14 protein-coding genes are annotated in these 16,455 nt (G+C 71.1%); 9 read left to right on the forward strand and 5 right to left on the reverse strand.

The window, feature by feature from the left end; translation table 11 throughout:
* Positions 1 to 26 precede the first annotated feature (26 nt).
* Both hemQ and hemG read right to left on the reverse strand, forming a co-directional pair.
* Entirely contained in the window at positions 27 to 758 is a 732-nt protein-coding gene (hemQ, locus tag KCH48_RS34965) for a hydrogen peroxide-dependent heme synthase (RefSeq protein WP_210580865.1), read from the reverse strand.
* Positions 759 to 762: 4 nt separating this feature from the next.
* Positions 763 to 2,223, reverse strand: coding sequence for a protoporphyrinogen oxidase (gene hemG, locus KCH48_RS34970; protein WP_210580867.1), 1,461 nt, complete (start codon positions 2,221 to 2,223; stop codon positions 763 to 765).
* 228 nt (positions 2,224 to 2,451) lie between these two features.
* Here hemG and KCH48_RS34975 point away from each other — a divergent pair, with 228 nt between their 5' ends.
* Positions 2,452 to 3,429 carry a DUF4349 domain-containing protein gene (locus KCH48_RS34975; protein ID WP_210580869.1) on the forward strand — a complete coding sequence of 326 codons (978 nt, stop codon included), beginning with the start codon at positions 2,452 to 2,454 and terminating at the stop codon, positions 3,427 to 3,429.
* Positions 3,430 to 3,470: 41 nt separating this feature from the next.
* On the forward strand, positions 3,471 to 4,868 hold the full coding sequence (locus KCH48_RS34980; protein ID WP_210580871.1) for an FAD-dependent oxidoreductase: 1,398 nt from the start codon (positions 3,471 to 3,473) through the stop codon (positions 4,866 to 4,868).
* Positions 4,869 to 4,950: 82 nt separating this feature from the next.
* Here KCH48_RS34980 and KCH48_RS34985 read toward each other — a convergent pair whose 3' ends face one another.
* On the reverse strand, positions 4,951 to 5,268 hold the full coding sequence (locus KCH48_RS34985) for a hypothetical protein (protein WP_210580873.1): 318 nt from the start codon (positions 5,266 to 5,268) through the stop codon (positions 4,951 to 4,953).
* Between the two features lie 120 nt (positions 5,269 to 5,388).
* On the opposite strand from KCH48_RS34985, the gene KCH48_RS34990 reads away from it, so the two are divergent.
* Positions 5,389 to 6,213: a rhomboid family intramembrane serine protease gene (locus KCH48_RS34990; RefSeq protein ID WP_210580875.1), complete on the forward strand. Its 825-nt coding sequence runs from the start codon at positions 5,389 to 5,391 to the stop codon at positions 6,211 to 6,213.
* Between the two features lies 1 nt (position 6,214).
* Here KCH48_RS34990 and hemE read toward each other — a convergent pair whose 3' ends face one another.
* Positions 6,215 to 7,282, reverse strand: coding sequence for a uroporphyrinogen decarboxylase (gene hemE / locus KCH48_RS34995; protein WP_210580877.1), 1,068 nt, complete (start codon positions 7,280 to 7,282; stop codon positions 6,215 to 6,217).
* 241 nt (positions 7,283 to 7,523) lie between these two features.
* Here hemE and KCH48_RS35000 point away from each other — a divergent pair, with 241 nt between their 5' ends.
* From KCH48_RS35000 to KCH48_RS35020, 5 genes are all read left to right on the forward strand, one after another.
* The gene (locus tag KCH48_RS35000; protein WP_246886340.1) at positions 7,524 to 8,147 is read left to right on the forward strand and encodes a DUF3000 domain-containing protein; all 624 of its coding nucleotides are present in this window, start codon (positions 7,524 to 7,526) and stop codon (positions 8,145 to 8,147) included.
* 224 nt (positions 8,148 to 8,371) lie between these two features.
* The gene (locus KCH48_RS35005; protein ID WP_155059374.1) at positions 8,372 to 9,034 is read left to right on the forward strand and encodes a response regulator transcription factor; all 663 of its coding nucleotides are present in this window, start codon (positions 8,372 to 8,374) and stop codon (positions 9,032 to 9,034) included.
* A 207-nt stretch (positions 9,035 to 9,241) separates the two neighbouring features.
* The gene (locus KCH48_RS35010) at positions 9,242 to 10,543 is read left to right on the forward strand and encodes a ribonuclease D (protein WP_210580881.1); all 1,302 of its coding nucleotides are present in this window, start codon (positions 9,242 to 9,244) and stop codon (positions 10,541 to 10,543) included.
* Positions 10,544 to 10,705: 162 nt separating this feature from the next.
* Positions 10,706 to 11,932, forward strand: a complete 1,227-nt coding sequence (locus KCH48_RS35015; RefSeq protein ID WP_210580883.1) for an acetyl-CoA C-acyltransferase — start codon at positions 10,706 to 10,708, stop codon at positions 11,930 to 11,932.
* On the forward strand, positions 11,929 to 14,055 hold the full coding sequence (locus tag KCH48_RS35020; RefSeq protein ID WP_210580885.1) for a 3-hydroxyacyl-CoA dehydrogenase NAD-binding domain-containing protein: 2,127 nt from the start codon (positions 11,929 to 11,931) through the stop codon (positions 14,053 to 14,055). Before KCH48_RS35015 ends, KCH48_RS35020 begins: the two co-directional genes overlap by 4 nt.
* Before the next feature lie 65 nt (positions 14,056 to 14,120).
* On the opposite strand, the gene KCH48_RS35025 is transcribed toward KCH48_RS35020, so the two are convergent.
* Positions 14,121 to 15,137 carry a hypothetical protein gene (locus KCH48_RS35025; RefSeq protein WP_210580887.1) on the reverse strand — a complete coding sequence of 339 codons (1,017 nt, stop codon included), beginning with the start codon at positions 15,135 to 15,137 and terminating at the stop codon, positions 14,121 to 14,123.
* A gap of 144 nt (positions 15,138 to 15,281) precedes the next feature.
* Here KCH48_RS35025 and KCH48_RS35030 point away from each other — a divergent pair, with 144 nt between their 5' ends.
* A complete protein-coding gene (locus KCH48_RS35030; protein ID WP_374104743.1) occupies positions 15,282 to 16,223 on the forward strand; it encodes an NAD(P)-dependent oxidoreductase in 942 nt (313 codons plus the stop codon).
* Positions 16,224 to 16,455: the final 232 nt, after the last annotated feature.

Raw genomic sequence — 16,455 nt, forward strand, 5'->3', positions numbered from 1 at the left:
ACCGCACCGGACGTCAACAAGTCCGCCTAGGCCAGCCCGGCCACCAGCTCGGTCACCGACTTGCGGCGGCCCGTGTAGAACGGCACTTCCTCGCGGACGTGCATCCGGGCCTCGGAGGCGCGGAGGTGACGCATGAGGTCGACGATGCGGTACAGCTCGTCGGCCTCGAAGGCGAGGATCCACTCGTAGTCGCCCAGCGAGAACGAGGCGACCGTGTTGGCGCGCACGTCCGGGTAGCCGCGGGCCATCTTGCCGTGGTCGGCGAGCATGCGGCGGCGGTCCTCGTCGGGCAGCAGGTACCAGTCGTAGGAGCGCACGAACGGGTAGACGCTGATGTAGTTGCGCGGCGTCTCGTCGGCGAGGAACGCCGGGATGTGCGAGCGGTTGAACTCGGCGGGGCGGTGCAGCGCCATGTTCGACCAGACCGGCTCGAGCGCGCGGCCCAGCTTGGTGCGGCGGAAGAGGTTGTACGCCTCCTGGAGCTGGTCGCTGGTCTCCGCGTGCCACCAGATCATGAGGTCGGCGTCGGCGCGCAGCCCGGACACGTCGTAGGTGCCGCGGATCGTCACGTCCTTCGCGGCGAGCTGGTCGAACAGCTCCTGGACCTCGTCGGCGTAGCCCGCGCGGTCCTCGGGGAGGACGTCCTTCAGCTTGAAGACGGACCACAGCGTGTAGCGGATGACCTCGTTGAGGTCCTTGGCCAGCTTGCCCTTGTTCGGGACCCTGGCGGACTCGGTGGTGGGGGCGTCGTCACTCATGCCCTCATTCTCCCGCTCCGCCGTGCAGGCTCTGCACCGGGTGGGCGGTGAGGTCCTGCACAGCGCGCAGGTCACCGTGGATCTGGTCCGCCGCCGCGTACGCGCTGGCGATGCACGCCGGGATGCCGACGCCGTCGTACTGGGCGCCGCACACCGCTAGGCCCGGCAGCTTGGCCACGTGCTCGCGGATGCGGGCCACGCGCGCGTGGTGGCCGACGGGGTACTGGGGCAGGCCGTCGTCCCAGCGGGTGACCCGGGTCTCGACGGGGGTCGCGTCGAGACCGGTCGCCGCCTTGAGGTCGTGCCGGGACACGTCCACCAGCTCGTCGTCCGCCCGCTGGAGGATCTCGGTCTCCGCGTACCGCCCGACGGAGGTGCGCAGCACGACGAGGTCCGGGTTCCGGTCGGCGATCCAGCCCCACTTCTGCGAGGCGAAGGTGGACGCCTTGATGGTGCGCCCGTCGACCGGCGGCACGAGGAACCCGCTGCCTTCGGGAAGTGCGGTCTCGGCGCGGCGGTAGGCGAGGGTGACCAGCGCCATGGAGGCATACTCGACGGCGGAGAGCTCGGCCGCGGCGGCGGGGGCCTCGGCGCGCAGCAGGTCGGCGGCGGCAGGGGCCGGTACGGCGACGACCACCGCGTCGGCGTGCAGGACCCGGTCGCCGGTGACGACCCGCCACCCACCGGAGGACTCCCGGCGCAGCTCCGTGACGGCCGCCCCGGTGACGATCTCGCCGCCCCGCTCCCGCACCGACTCCGCCACAGCGAGCGGCAGGCTGCCCACCCCGCCCTCGATGCCCATGAAGACGGGTCCGGTCTGCTGGGCGGCGGCCGCCTTCGCCTGGATCTCGCGGACGCCCTCCGTGAGCGAGTGGTGCGTCCGGGCCGCCTGGAAGAGCTGGGGGACCGCGGAGCGCATCGAGATGCGGTAGGCGTCGCCCGCGTAGACACCGCCCAGCAGGGGCTCCACCAGGCGGTCGACGACCTCACGGCCCAGCCGCTCGGCCACATACGCCCCGACGGCCACGTCCTCCCCCACCTCGGTGCGCGGCAGGTCGGCGTCGCGCTCGATGCGGCGCAGGCCCTCGTCGGAGAGGACGCCGGTCAGGGCGGAGGCCGTGCCGGGGACGCCCATGACGTGGCCCTTGGGCATCGGGCGCAGGGCGCCGCGGGTCCAGATCGCGGCGGACGCGGTGGCAGGCGGCTGGAGGCGGTCGGTGAGCCCCACCTCGCGGGCGAGGGCCACCGCCTCGGGGCGGCGCGCGAGCATCGACTCGGCGCCGAAGTCCACCCGCGCGCCCGCGATCTCGCCGGGCAGCAGCTTGCCGCCGACCCGGTCCGACGCCTCCAGGACGGTCACGCGCGCCCCCCGCCGCACCAGCCGGTGGGCGGCGGCCAGCCCGGCGACGCCGCCCCCGATGACGACGACCTGCCCCGCACCCGTACGACTCTCCGTTTCGCGCATGTCCCCAGCCTCTCAGACCCCACTGACAGTTCCCCGCGCCCCTTTTAGGGGCGCGGGGAACTGCGCGACCAGCCCCCACGGCGCCGCAGACAAACAACCGCAGCGCCCCAGGGTGTCCGGCACGAGTCCCGACCGTGACCTCTTCGGGACCGTTACCGGCCAACGTCCCGGCCCGCCCGGGCGTCGAAGTGATGTCAGTCGTCACCGACCCTCGGGGGGTAACCGCACATGCGCACACGACGTTCCGTACGACCAGTCACGGCGCTGGCCGGCATCCTGCTGGCCGCCGCCCTCACGCTCACGGGCTGCACCGGCGCGGACGACAGCGCCGGCAGCAGCGACAGCGGCGCCGGCGCGGCCGCCGCGGCACCGGAAGGACGCGCGGAGGGCGCCACGGGCAGCGATAGCGACGCGAGCGGCGCCAAGGCCGATGCCCCGCCCAAACTGTCCGCGAGCCACATCATCCGCACGGCCTCGCTGACCGTGCAGGTCAAGGACGTCCCGAAGGCCCTGGACGAGGCCCGTACGACCGCCGAGAACGCGGGCGGCTACGTCGGCAACGAGACCACCACCCGCGACGAGCAGGGCAACGAGCGCACCCGCGTGATCCTGCGCGTGCCCGTCGACCGATACGCGGAGGTCCTCACCGATCTGGAGGGCGCGGGCAAGCTCCTCGACCGCACGGCGAAGGCGCAGGACGTCACCGAGCAGGTCGTCGACGTGGAGAGCCGCATCAAGTCGCAGCGCGCCAGCGTCGCCCGGATCCGCGAGCTGATGGACCAGGCGACCAGGCTCAGCGATGTGGTCACCCTGGAGGGCGAGTTGAGCACCCGCCAGGCCGACCTGGAGTCCCTCCTCGCCCAACAGACGTCCCTGAAGGACCGCACGACTCTGGCCACCATCACGCTCTCCCTCTCGGAGACGCCCGTGAAGAAGGAGGCCGCCAAGGACGACGACCCCGGGTTCGTGGACGCGCTCACCGGCGGCTGGGACGCGTTCGTGTCGGTGCTGCGCTGGATCGGCGTGGTGATCGCGGCGGTGCTGCCGTTCGCCGCGGCGGCGGCCCTGCTTGTCCTGCTCTGGCTGCGCCTGATCCGCCCCCGGCTGCCGCGCCGCCCGGCCCCCGCGCCCGCGATGAGCGCGCTGGGCCCGATCCCGACGGCGCACCCGGCACCGGAGCGCCCCCGCGGAGAGGACGAGGACTGAGGGTACGGGCTTGAAATGCCCGGCCCACGTAGCGTGTTCGCATGAACATGAGCGCTGCAGGGAGTGCACGGGAACGACTGGTCGTGATCGGCGGCGACGCCGCGGGAATGTCCGCGGCGTCGCAGGCCCGCCGCCTCAAAGGCCCGGACGAGCTGGAGATCGTGGCCTTCGAACGCGGCCACTTCACCTCGTACTCGGCGTGCGGCATCCCCTACTGGGTCGGCGGCGACGTCCCCGACCGGGACCAGTTGATCGCCCGCACCCCCGAGGAGCACCGCGCCCGCGGCATCGACCTGCGCCTGCGCACCGAGGTCACGGAGATCGACGTCGACCGACAGCGCGTACGCGCGCGTGACGTCGATTCCGGCGCCGAGTCCTGGACGTCGTACGACAAACTCGTGATCGCCACCGGTGCCCGCCCGATCCGCCCCGACATGCCGGGCGCCGACGCCCCCGGCGTCCACGGAGTCCAGACCCTCGACGACGGCCAGGCCCTCATCGACACGCTGGCACGCACGCGTGGCCGACGCGCCGTGGTCGTCGGCGCGGGCTACATCGGCGTCGAGATGGCCGAGGCCCTCATCAACCGCGGCTACGAGGTGGCGGTCGTCAACCGCGGCAGCGAGCCCATGTCCACCCTCGACCCGGACATGGGACGCCTGGTGCACGAGGCCATGGAGGGCCTCGGCATCACCATGGTCAACGACGCGGCCGTCACCAAGATCCTCACCGGCGAGGACGGCCACGTGCGCGCGGTGGCCACGGACGCCGCCGAATACCCGGCGGACGTGGTCGTCCTGGGCATCGGCGTCCGCCCGGAGACCACCCTCGCCGCCCAGGCAGGCCTCCCCCTCGGCGCCCACGGAGGCCTGCTGACCGACCTCTCGATGCGCGTACGCGGCCACACCGACATCTGGGCCGGCGGCGACTGCGTAGAAGTCCTCGACCTGGTCTCCGGCCAGGAACGCCACATCGCGCTGGGCACCCACGCCAACAAACACGGCCAGATCATCGGCACCAACATCGGCGGCGGCTACGCCACCTTCCCCGGCGTCGTCGGCACAGCCGTCAGCAAGGTCTGCGACCTGGAAATCGCCCGCACCGGCCTCCGCGAAAAGGACGCCCGCCGAGCAGGCCTCCAATTCACCTCGGCAACCATCGAATCCACCAGCCGCGCCGGCTACTACCCCGACTCCAACCCCATGACAGTCAAAATGCTCGCCGAACGCCGCACCGGCCGCCTCCTGGGCGTCCAGATCGTAGGCAGAGAGGGCGCAGGCAAGAGGGTCGACATCGCAGCAGTAGCCCTCACAGCACGCATGACGGTAGAGCAAATGACGGCCTTGGACCTCGGCTACGCGCCCCCGTTCTCCCCAGTCTGGGACCCGGTACTGGTAGCAGCCAGAAAGGCGACAACGGCGGTACAGCAACGCCCCTAAAGGGGCGCGGGGAACTGCGCGACAAGCCACAACGAACCCGCAGCCCGCAAGCAACCCACACCCCTACGGCGCACCCCGAAAATCAACCAGTCCCGTTGATCCGATCAATAGCCTGACGCGCCTGCTCCGCCGGAGGCCGCGCCGGCAACGACGAAACCGACCCCGTAGAAACCGCGGCCGGCTGCTCCCCGGAGGGCCTCGCATGCGCAGCATTCCGCGCGGACCGCAACCGATGACTGACAGCCTCGTCCAACGTCACCGGCCGCTGCATCTGCGCGGCAAGCCGCCCCGCCTCCTGGCCGAGCCGGGCAATGTCCTCCCAGGGCAGATGCAGCACCAGGGAAACTTCGGCCTCGCCGTCGGGCAAGGCATGAATGGGAGGAGTAACTCGGTCGTTCATCGCCTGTTCCTCACGTCATCCCCGCGGAAGCGCCATTCCGCGGTCGGTTGAGGAGACATACGCACGCGCCCACGGCACCGTTCACCGATTCGCCGCCCTCATCGGGGGCACTACTTCCTTGTGGTCATCCCCGTCCATGACGTGAACCCGACGCGCCGCACGCCTTGGGTGACGTACGCCCTGATCGCGACGAACGTGGTCGTCTTCCTGTCCATGCCGGGCATAGCCGGCTCAGTGGCGGGAGAGAGCAGCCTGGCCCAGCTCTGCCACCTCCAGGCCTTCCTGGACCAGTACGCGGCGGTGCCAAGGGAGTTGATCCACCACCAGCTGCCCCAGCTGGTGCCCACCGGTGACGTCGCCGTCGGCCGGCAGGGACCCGGCTGCGTCGTCGGCCCGCCGTCCTACGACAAGTCGCCGGAACTGAGCGTCCTCACGGCGATGTTCCTGCACGGCAGCTGGCTGCACCTGCTCGGCAACATGCTCTTCCTGCTGATCTTCGGCAACAACGTCGAGGACCGCATGGGGCATGTGCGGTTCACGCTCTTCTACGGCGTCTGCGGCTACGCGGCGTCGTACGGCTTCGCGCTCCTCAACGCCGACTCCGGCGAACCGCTGATCGGCGCGTCCGGGGCGATCGCCGGGGTGCTGGGCGCCTATCTGGTGCTGTATCCGAAGGCCCGCGTCTGGGTCCTCGTGCCCTTCCTGATCTTCCTGCCGCTCAGGCTGCCCGCCTGGCTGGTGCTGGGCTTCTGGTTCGTGCTCCAGGCCGTGTACTCGTCCGGCGAGGGCATCTCCGACGCGGGCACGGTGGCGTACGCGGCGCACATCGTCGGCTTCCTCGTCGGCATGCTGCTCGCGTGGCCGCTCAAGCAGGGCACCCCACCGCCACCGGAGCCGCGCGGCCTGCTGTTCGGCAGGCGGGCCCGGCCCCGGCACACGTGGTGAGTCAGCGGGCGGTGTGGGTGTGGACGTACTCCACGAGGCGGGTCAGCGCGTCCGGGTCGGTGTTCGGCATGACGCCGTGGCCGAGGTTGAAGACATGCCCCTCCAGGCCGGCCGCCGCGTCGAGGACCTCGCGGGTCTTGGTCTCGACGGCTGCGGTGGAGGCGAACAGGACGGTCGGGTCGAGGTTGCCCTGGAGCGCCTTGCCGGGGCCGACGCGGCGGGCGGCCTCGTCCAGCGGGACGCGCCAGTCGACGCCCACGACGTCCGCGCCGGCCTCACCCATCAGGTTCAGCAGCTCGCCGGTGCCGACACCGAAGTGGATGCGCGGCACGCCGTACCCGGCGACCGCCTCGAACACCTTCGCCGAGGCGGGCATGACCGAGCGCCGGTAGTCGGCGGGGGCGAGCGCGCCGACCCAGGAGTCGAACAGCTGGACCGCCGAGGCGCCCGCCTCGATCTGCACCTTCAGGAAGGCGGCCGTGATGTCCGCGAGGCGGTCGAGCAGGTCGGCCCACAGCTCGGGGTCGCCGTACATCATCGCCTTGGCGTTCTCGTACGTCCGGGACGGGCCGCCCTCGACGAGGTAGCTCGCGAGGGTGAACGGCGCCCCGGCGAAACCGATGAGGGGAGTCGAGCCGAGCTCGCGCGTCAGCAGGCCGATGGCCTCGGTGACGTAACTGACGTCCTCCGGGGTCAGGTCCCGCAGCCGGGCCAGGTCGGCGCGAGTGCGGATCGGCTGCTCAACGACCGGGCCGACGCCGGGCTTGATGTCGAGGTCGAGGCCGATCGCCTTGAGCGGGACGACGATGTCACTGAAGTAGATCGCCGCGTCCACGTTGTGCCGACGCACCGGCTGCAGCGTGATCTCGGTGACCAGCTCCGGCCGCATACAGGACTCGAGCATCGGAATGCCCTCGCGCACCTTGCGGTACTCCGGCAGCGAGCGCCCGGCCTGCCGCATGAACCACACCGGCGTATGCGGCACGCTCTCCCGCCTGCACGCCTTCATGAAGGCGGAGTCATACGTCACCGTCGGCTGCTTGCCCGCAGGGCTGTCATTGACGCTCACGCCGGAAAGTCTCGCACGCCGCACTGACAAGCCAAGCTCAGGGGCAGCTGGCCTAGGGGCGCGGGGAACTGCGCGACAAGCCACAACGAACCCGCACCCGCCCCACAACAGCAACCACCCCTCCCCGTAGGCGACCAAACCACCAGCGGCAAGGGTGTCTACCCTGCACCCAGCCCCCGTTCCGCTTAATCTGCACCGCATGGCTGCGGCTCAGGGACAACTCTCGGAAGGCGCTGACGGAATGGACGACGCGAAGGAGGGCGCTGCGCATGAACCCACCGCTCCGCCACCCTTCCGCGCCGCCGTCGACGCGCTGCGCACCGCCCGGCTGCGGCCGCAGGTCGAGGTCGAGCCGACGCGCGCGCCCCAGCGCCTGGCCCCCTTCGCCCACGCACTGGAGGCCACGGTCGTCGACGGCGACCAGGATCTGGCCGACGGCCGCCTGGTACTGCTGCACGACCCGGCCGGACACGACGCCTGGCGCGGCACCTTCCGGCTGGTGACGCTGGTGCGCGCGGAGCTGGAACAGGAGATGGCCGCCGACCCGCTGCTGCCCGAGGTGTGCTGGTCGTGGCTGACCGGTGCGCTGCAGGCGCGCGGACTGACCTACGGCGAGCCGAGCGGCACCGTCACGCGCGCGAGTTCGCACTACTTCGGCGGCCTCGCCGAGCGCCCGGCGGCCTCGCAGATCGAGATCCGCGCCTCCTGGACGCCGCGTGAGGGCCTGGGCGGCGTCCCGGACGCGGCGGCTCACCTGGCGTCCTGGTGCGATCTGCTCGCCCAGGTCGCGGGCCTGCCGCCGGCCGGTCCGGGCGACGCTTCGGTGGTGACGCTGCCGCAGCGACGGGGACCGCAGTCACGCTGACGGCCACCCCAACGGCCGACGCCTGCCTCTCGCTTTGTCGATACGGCCACTTTCAGTCATGAACGAGCCCTCGAACGAACCGATTCGTTCATCGAGCGATCGACAGCCTGTCCGAATTGCCCTGATTGTTACTCACTAGATCGTGATCTTTCTCTAAAGAAACAGAGGTTTGGTGCCGAAGACGACTGTGACCTAGAAGTCGTCCCCGCACCCCAGGAGGCCTGGTGTCCGTTCTCCTCGAGCAGCCCGCAAGCCTGGTCGCCTACCGCCCGAACAAGCCGACCGCCATGGTGGTCGTGGCCGACCCCCGCGTCCGCTCCACCGTCACCCGCCATTTGTGGGCGCTCGGTGTGCGCGACGTCATCGAGGCCTCGTCCATCGCGGAGGCTCGTCCCCGCATCGGCAACCCCCGCGACATCTGTGTCGCCGACGTCCATCTGCCCGACGGTTCCGGCCTCACCCTCCTGTCGGAGACGCGCGCCGCGGGCTGGCCCAACGGCCTCGCCCTCTCCGCCGCCGACGACATCGGCGCCGTACGCAATGCCCTCGCCGGCGGCGTCAAGGGCTACGTCGTCACCGGCACCCGTACGACCGTCGGGCTCCCCACCCGACCGGGCGCCGCCCCCATCGGCGCCGCCGCCGCCCGTATGCACCGCCGCCCCCCGGGTGCCCCGAGCCACCCGGGCGGCTACCGAGAGCTGTCCGGCCGTGAGGTCGAGGTGCTGCGACTGGTGGCGGAGGGCCAGTCGAACAAGGCGATCGGTGTCTCGATGGGCCTGTCCGCCCTGACCGTCAAGAGCCACCTCGCCCGCATCGCCCGCAAGCTCGGCACGGGCGACCGCGCCGGCATGGTGGCGGTGGCCCTGCGCACCGGAATCATCCACTGAGCCCGAACCGAGCCGCCGTATTCGCCTTCGTGAAGCCGTATTCACCTTCCTGAACTCATGAACGGGACCGGCCGGTGGTCCCGCCTCACCAACCCCAAGCGTCGTGAACCGGATCATTCACCGACCTGACTGGTTTACGACCCTCAAGCGCCCGTCGACGGAACGTTCCGTCGACGGGCGCTGTCCATACACAGATACCCTTGACATGTGACCGACGCCCAAGAGACCGCAGCAGACAGCTCACTGCGAACCACCGGAGGCGCCCCTCCGGACGACGGCGGAACTTCTGTTACGGGGGCGCCGAACCCTGAACCGATCCCTTTGCTCGAGCCGCGTGACGGTATTCCGCCGGTCGTCGCCGACGACGCCGCGCTCGCCGAGGTGATCGCCGCCTTCGCCGCCGGCTCCGGCCCCGTCGCCGTCGACGCCGAGCGCGCCTCCGGCTACCGCTACGGACAGCGCGCCTATCTCGTCCAGTTGCGCCGCGAGGGCGCGGGCACCGCGCTGATCGACCCGGTGGACTGCCCCGACCTCTCCGGCCTCGGCGAGGCGCTGTCCGGCGTCGAGTGGGTGCTGCACGCCGCCACCCAGGATCTGCCGTGCCTCAGGGAAATAGGCATGGTGCCCACGCGGCTGTTCGACACCGAGCTGGCCGGGCGGCTCGCCGGGTTCCCGCGGGTCGGGCTCGGCGCGATGGTCGAGGGCGTTCTCGGCTTCGTCCTGGAGAAGGGGCACTCGGCCGTCGACTGGTCCACCCGCCCGCTGCCCGAACCGTGGCTGCGGTACGCCGCGCTGGATGTGGAGCTCCTCGTCGACCTGCGGGACGCGCTGGAGAAGGAGCTGGACCGGCAGGGCAAGCTGGAGTGGGCCCACCAGGAGTTCGCGGCGATCGCGGCGGCGCCGCCCGCCGAGCCGCGCAAGGATCCCTGGCGTCGTACGTCCGGGATGCACAAGGTGCGGCGCCGTCGGCAGCTGGGCGTCGTGCGCGAGCTGTGGCAGATGCGGGACCGGATCGCGCAGCGGCGGGATGTGTCGCCGGGCAAGGTGCTGAGTGACGCGGCCATCGTGGAGGCCGCGCTGGCTCTTCCGGCCAATGTGCAGGCGCTCGCCGCTTTGAACGGGTTCGGGCATCGGATGGGGCGGCGGCAGCTGGAGCAGTGGCAGGCGGCGGTGGATCGTGCGAAGGCGATGGCCGACGCGCAGTTGCCGCAGCCGGGTCAGGCCGTCACCGGGCCTCCGCCGCCGCGGGCCTGGGCCGACAAGGATCCGGCCGCGGCCGCGCGGTTGTCCGCGGCCCGGGCCGGGGTTTCCGCGTTGGCCGAGGAACTGAACATGCCTCAGGAGAACCTGATCACGCCGGACACGGTGCGGAGGGTCTGCTGGGAGCCGCCGGTGCCGGTTGACGCCGAGGCGGTGGGGACGGCACTGGCCGGGTTCGGGGCTCGGGCGTGGCAGGTTGAGCTGGTGACTCCGGTGCTGGTGGAGGCTTTGTCCGCGGAGGCGCCGTAGGCGGCGGAGCCGCACATCGATACAGCCATTTCGATGTGACCTTCGCCGCTCCCCCTGCCAGGGGTGTGCAGCTACGTTACCCACAAGTAGCATGGGCCTGAGCGCGCGCTCAGCGCTTGCAACGCAGCAGTGCAGATCCCGCACCTCTGGAGGAGAGCCATCGTGCCTCGTACCGTCAGGGATGTCGTCTTCGTCGACGGCGTCCGCACCCCGTTCGGCAAGGCGGGCCCGAAGGGCATCTACCACGAGACCCGCGCCGACGACCTTGTCGTGAAGGCGATCCGGGAGCTGCTGCGCCGCAACCCCGGTCTCGACCCGAAGAAGATCGACGAGGTCGCCATCGCCGCGACCACGCAGATCGGCGACCAGGGCCTGACCCTCGGCCGGACGGCGGGCATTCTCGCCGGTCTGCCGCAGTCGGTGCCCGGCTACTCGATCGACCGCATGTGCGCCGGTGCGCTGACCGCCGTCACCACCACCGCGGGCTCCATCGCCTTCGGTGCGTACGACGCCGTCATCGCCGGTGGTGTCGAGCACATGGGCCGGCACCCTATGGGCGAGGGCGTGGACCCGAACCCGCGGTTCGTCAGCGAGAAGCTGGTCGACGAGTCCGCCCTGTTCATGGGCATGACCGCCGAGAACCTGCACGACCGCTACCCGACCATCACCAAGCAGCGCGCCGACGAATACGCCGTGCGCTCGCAGGAGAAGGCCGCGAAGGCGTACGCCAACGGCAAGATCCAGCAGGACCTGGTGCCGATCTCGGTGCGCCGGAGCAACCCGGAGGCCGGTGAGACCGGCTGGGGCCTGGTCACCGCCGACGAGCCGATGCGCCCGGGGACCACCCTGGAGAACCTCGCCGGTCTCAAGACCCCGTTCCGCGTGCACGGCCGGGTCACCGCGGGTAACGCGGCCGGTCTGAACGACGGCGCCACCGCGTCGGTCATCGCGAGCGAGGACTTCGCCCGCGAGCACAACCTGCCGGTCAAGATGCGCCTGGTTTCCTACGCCTTCGCGGGCGTCGAGCCGGAGGTCATGGGCTACGGCCCGATCCCGGCGACCGAGAAGGCGCTGGCCCAGGCCGGTCTGTCGATCGAGGACATCAACCTCTTCGAGATCAACGAGGCCTTCGCCGTCCAGGTCCTGGCCTTCCTCGAGCACTACGGCATCGCCGACGACGACGCGCGCGTCAACCAGTACGGCGGCGCCATCGCCTACGGTCACCCGCTCGCCTCCTCCGGCGTCCGCCTGATGACGCAGCTGGCCCGCCAGTTCGAGGAGCAGCCGGAGGTCCGTTACGGCCTCACCACCATGTGCGTCGGCTTCGGCATGGGCGCCACGGTGATCTGGGAGAACCCGCACCACAAGGACGCCGGAGGCAACAAGTGAGCACCGCTGAACTCCTGAAGGGCGCGGCCGAGCTGTTCCCGGACGAGGTCGTCACCCAGGCGCACGTACGCCACCTCGACCTGCCGTACGGCGCCGGGCGCTTCGCGCTGATCACGCTCGACAACGGCTTCGACCACACCAAGCCGACCACCTTCGGCCCGGCCTCGCTGGCGAACCTCAACACCGCCATCGACCAGGTCGAGCAGGAGGCCGCGGCCGGCGAGATCGTCGGTGTCGGTGTCACCGGCAAGCCGTTCATCTTCGCCGTCGGCGCCGACCTCAAGGGCGTCGAGCTGCTGAAGAACCACGACGACGCGCTCGCCATCGGCAAGGGCGGCCATGAGGTCTTCAAGCGCCTCGCGGGCCTCGCGGTGCCGACCTTCGCGTACTACAACGGCGCGGCCATGGGCGGTGGCGTCGAGGTCGGTCTGCACTGCGAGTACCGGACCGTCTCCAAGGCGCTGCCCGCCTTCTCGCTCCCCGAGGTCTTCCTTGGCCTGGTCCCCGGCTGGGGCGGCTGCACGCTGCTGCCGAACCTGATCGGCGCCGACAAGGCCGTCTCGGTGATCATCGAGAACAGCCTCAACCAGAACAAGCAGCTCAAGGGCCAGCAGGTCTACGACCTCGGTATCGCCGACGCCATCTTCGAGGGCGCCGACTTCCTGGAGCAGTCGCTGATCTGGACCGCCCAGGTACTCAAGGGCGACGTCGAGGTCGAGCGTCCGGTGATCGACCGCGGTGAGGCCTGGGACCAGGCTGTCGCCAAGGGCCGTTTCATCGCGGACGGCAAGGTGCACGGGGCCGCTCCGGCCGCCTACCGCGCCCTCGACATCATCGCCGCCGCCAAGAACGGCGACCTTCAGCAGGGGTACGACGCCGAAGACAAGGCGCTCGCCGACCTGATCATGGGTGGCGAACTGCGCGCCGGTATCTACGCGTTCAACCTGGTGCAGAAGCGCGGCAAGCGCCCGGCGGGTGCGCCGGACAAGAACCTGGCGCGTCCGGTCACCAAGGTGGGCGTGGTCGGCGCGGGCCTGATGGCATCGCAGCTGGCTCTCCTCTTCCTGCGTCGCCTGGAGGTGCCGGTCGTGCTGACCGACATCGACCAGGAGCGCGTCGACAAGGGTGTGGGCTACGTCCACGCCGAGATCGAGAAGCTGCTCGGCAAGGGCCGTATCAACCAGGACAAGGCCAACCGTCTGAAGGCTCTGGTCAGCGGTGTCCTGGACAAGGCCGAGGGCTTCTCTGACGCCGACTTCGTCATCGAGGCCGTGTTCGAGGAGATCGGCGTCAAGCAGCAGGTGTTCGCGGAGGTCGAGGCGGTCGCTCCGGCGCACGCGATCTTCGCGACGAACACCTCGTCGCTCTCGGTGTCCGAGATGGCGTCGAAGCTCAAGAACCCCGAGCGGGTCGTCGGTTTCCACTTCTTCAACCCGGTCGCCGTCCTGCCGCTCCTTGAGATCGTCCGCGGCGAGCAGACCGACGACGCCTCGCTGGCCACGGCGTTCGCCGTCGCCAAGAAGCTGAAGAAGACGGCGGTTCTGGTGAAGGACGCCCCGGCGTTCGTCGTGAACCGCATCCTCACCCGCTTCATGGGCGAGATCCAGAACGTCATCGACGAGGGCACGCCGGTCGAGGTGGCGGAGAAGGCGGTGGAGCCCCTGGGCCTGCCGATGTCTCCTCTCGTCCTCCTGGAGCTGGTCGGTCCCGCGATCGGTCTGCACGTCTCGGAGACCCTCAACCGGGCCTTCCCGGACCGCTTCACGGTCTCCCCGAACCTCGCGGCCGTCGTCAAGGCGGGCAAGCGCGGCTTCTACGTGTACGACTCCGGGAAGCCGGAGCTCGACCCCGAGGTTGCCGCGCTGCTCAAGCAGGGCGATGTCGTCCTGACCGAGGAGCAGGTGCGGGCGCGCGTCCTGGACGCGGTGGCACAGGAGATCGGGCTCATGCTCGACGAGGGTGTCGTCGCCGAGGCCCAGGACATCGACCTCTGCCTGATCACCGGCGCCGGCTGGCCCTTCCACCTGGGCGGCATCACGCCGTACCTGGACCGCGAGGGCGTGTCGGAGCGCGTGAACGGGAAGCGGTTCCTGGAGGCGGGCGTGGCCAGCGTCCCCGTATAACCGCTGATGATGTACGTCGGTGCCCCGCACGCCAACCGGTGTGCGGGGCACCGGCGTTGTCGTCGCTAGAGGTCTTCCTGCCAGGCGGCGAGTGCGAGGCCGGGCTCGTCCTTCTGGCGGGCGAGGCGCAGGACGCCGTCCGGGGTCATGCTGGCGGCCACGACGCGTCCCTCGGCGTCCTCCGCCAGGGCGACCCGGGTGCCTGACGGGAGCTGCGGGCCGGACTCGGTCCACCACAGGCCCGCCGACTCCAGTTCGGTCGGGTAGGCGGCGAAGGCGACACGGCCGGAGGCCGAGCGCTGTGCGAGCAGGGTGCAGTCGTGGCCGTCCAGGACACAGCGGGCGGTGGCCACCGGGCCGGGGCCCACGGCGGCGATGAGCGCGACCGGATCGCCGCCCGGCCGCCACGCGTACAGCATGCCCTCGGGGTCCGCGAAGAACAGCGTCGTCTGCTCCTTCGAGGTCGGCAGCGCGCTCAGCGTGCCCGGCTCGATGCGGACGGGCAGGGGATCGGCCGCGATCGGGCGGGCGCCGGCTTCCTGCTGATGCCAGCTCAGGATCCCGTCGGGGTTGGTGGCGTACACCTCGACGAGGCCCGACTCCCCGGTGACGGCGACGAGTTCCTCGTGCACCCTGGAGCCTCTGAGGTTGTGCCAGGCGTTCCAGCCGCCGCGTTCCTTCTGGTTGATGGTGTGGACGCCCTTGCTGCGGTTGCGCACGAAGAGGTACGCCCGGCCCTCGGCGTCGACGGCGACGGCGGGCGTGCCGCTCCGCTCGCCGTTCTTCTGGGGATGGCCGATCGGGATCCAGTCCAGGGGCGCGAGCAGGGGCCGGAAGTGTGTGGAGTGCACCAGGCCCGACTCGCCCCGCACCGTGGGCCGCCAGGCGACCAGATGGGCGTAGCCGTCGGCACCTTGGCCGACCGCGAACCCTGCCTGCACACTCTGCTCGCCGCCCACGCGGCGCGGGGCGTCCCACGGGCCGCCGGGGACGCGTTCCGCCCGGCACAGGACGGCGTCGTCCGACAGCCAGTAGACGCCGAGGCGGCCGTCGCGGCCGCGGATGAGCCAGTCGCCGTTCACCGCCTCACTCTATTCGGGCCGAACCGCGGACCGGGGATCGGCCCCCGCCTGGTCACAGCCGTTCGGGGCCGACACTTCTCCCGCGCGGCCGGACGGCCGCGCCCGCGTCTTCCGGCGCCGAAACCGGGCAGGCATTCCTCTACGTTGGACAGACGTGGCACGCGCGCACACCCGCGACACAGAAAGTTGACGCAGATGACCGACCAGCTGACCGTGAGCGTCCTGGGCACCGGGATCATGGGGGCCGCGATGGCCCGTAACCTCGCGAAGTCCGGCCTCGCCGTGCGGGCCTGGAACCGCACCCGCGCCAAGGCGGAGCCCCTCGCCGCCGACGGCGCGTACATCGCAGACACGCCCGCCGACGCCGTCCGGGGTGCCGATGTCGTACTGACCATGCTGTACGACGGTCCCGCCGCGCTGGACGTCATGGACGAGGCCGCGTCCGGCCTGCGTCCCGGTGCCGTCTGGGTGCAGTCCACCACCGCCGGTCTCGACTCGATCGCCGATCTGGCCGCCTTCGCCGAGGGACACGACCTGGTGTTCTACGACGCGCCCGTCCTGGGCACCCGGCAGCCCGCCGAGGCCGGGCAGCTCACCGTGCTCGCCGCCGGGCCGGAGCGGGGGCGGGAGACCGTGACGCCGGTGTTCGACGCGGTCGGTGCGCGCACCGTGTGGACCGGGGAGGACGGGGCGGCGGGTACCGCGACGCGGCTGAAGCTGGTCGCCAACAGTTGGGTGATCGCCGCGACCAACGCCACCGGTGAGGTGCTGGCGCTGGCCAAGGCGCTCGAGGTGGATCCGCAGGGGTTCTTCGACCTCATCGCGGGCGGGCCGCTCGACATGGGCTACCTGCGGGCGAAGGCCGGGCTCGTGCTGGAGAACCGCCTGACGCCCCCTCAGTTCGCCGTGACGACCGCCGCGAAGGACGCGCGGCTTATCGTCGAGGCGGCTGAGCGGCGGGGGGTACGGCTGGATGTCGCGGCTGCCGGTGCGGAGCGGTTGGAGCGGGCTGTTGTGCAGGGGCATGGGGGCGAGGACATGGTGGCAGCGTATTTCGCCAGCTTTGACGAGAAGTCGGAGGACTGAGCGGCGGGGTGGGGCTGGGCGGAGGTGGGTCGCGCGGCCCGGCGGGGTGGCTGAGGCGGGTGGGTCACGCAGCCCGGCGCGAGGGCTGAGGCGGGGGTGGGTCGCGCAGCCCGGCGCTGACGGGGTGCCGCCTGCGCCCACCCGTGCCGCCCCAGGCGGCACGCATGCCCGCAGCTGGGCGGTACGGGGGTCGCAGCTTGAGGCGACGGCAACCCACCGCCTGCAGGGTGGA

The organism is Streptomyces sp. GESEQ-4 (assembly GCF_017948455.1).
GTDB lineage: Bacteria > Actinomycetota > Actinomycetes > Streptomycetales > Streptomycetaceae > Streptomyces.

Bases quoted from the DNA above. Each gene is read 5' to 3' on its own strand.
- KCH48_RS35000 (WP_246886340.1), top strand. From the start codon at position 7,524: ATGGACGACGCGAAGGAGGGCGCTGCGCATGAACCCACCGCTCCGCCA.
- hemQ (WP_210580865.1), bottom strand. From the start codon at position 758: ATGAGTGACGACGCCCCCACCACCGAGTCCGCCAGGGTCCCGAACAAG.
- KCH48_RS34975 (WP_210580869.1), top strand. From the start codon at position 2,452: ATGCGCACACGACGTTCCGTACGACCAGTCACGGCGCTGGCCGGCATC.
- hemG (WP_210580867.1), bottom strand. From the start codon at position 2,223: ATGCGCGAAACGGAGAGTCGTACGGGTGCGGGGCAGGTCGTCGTCATC.
- KCH48_RS34985 (WP_210580873.1), bottom strand. From the start codon at position 5,268: ATGAACGACCGAGTTACTCCTCCCATTCATGCCTTGCCCGACGGCGAG.
- KCH48_RS34980 (WP_210580871.1), top strand. From the start codon at position 3,471: ATGAACATGAGCGCTGCAGGGAGTGCACGGGAACGACTGGTCGTGATC.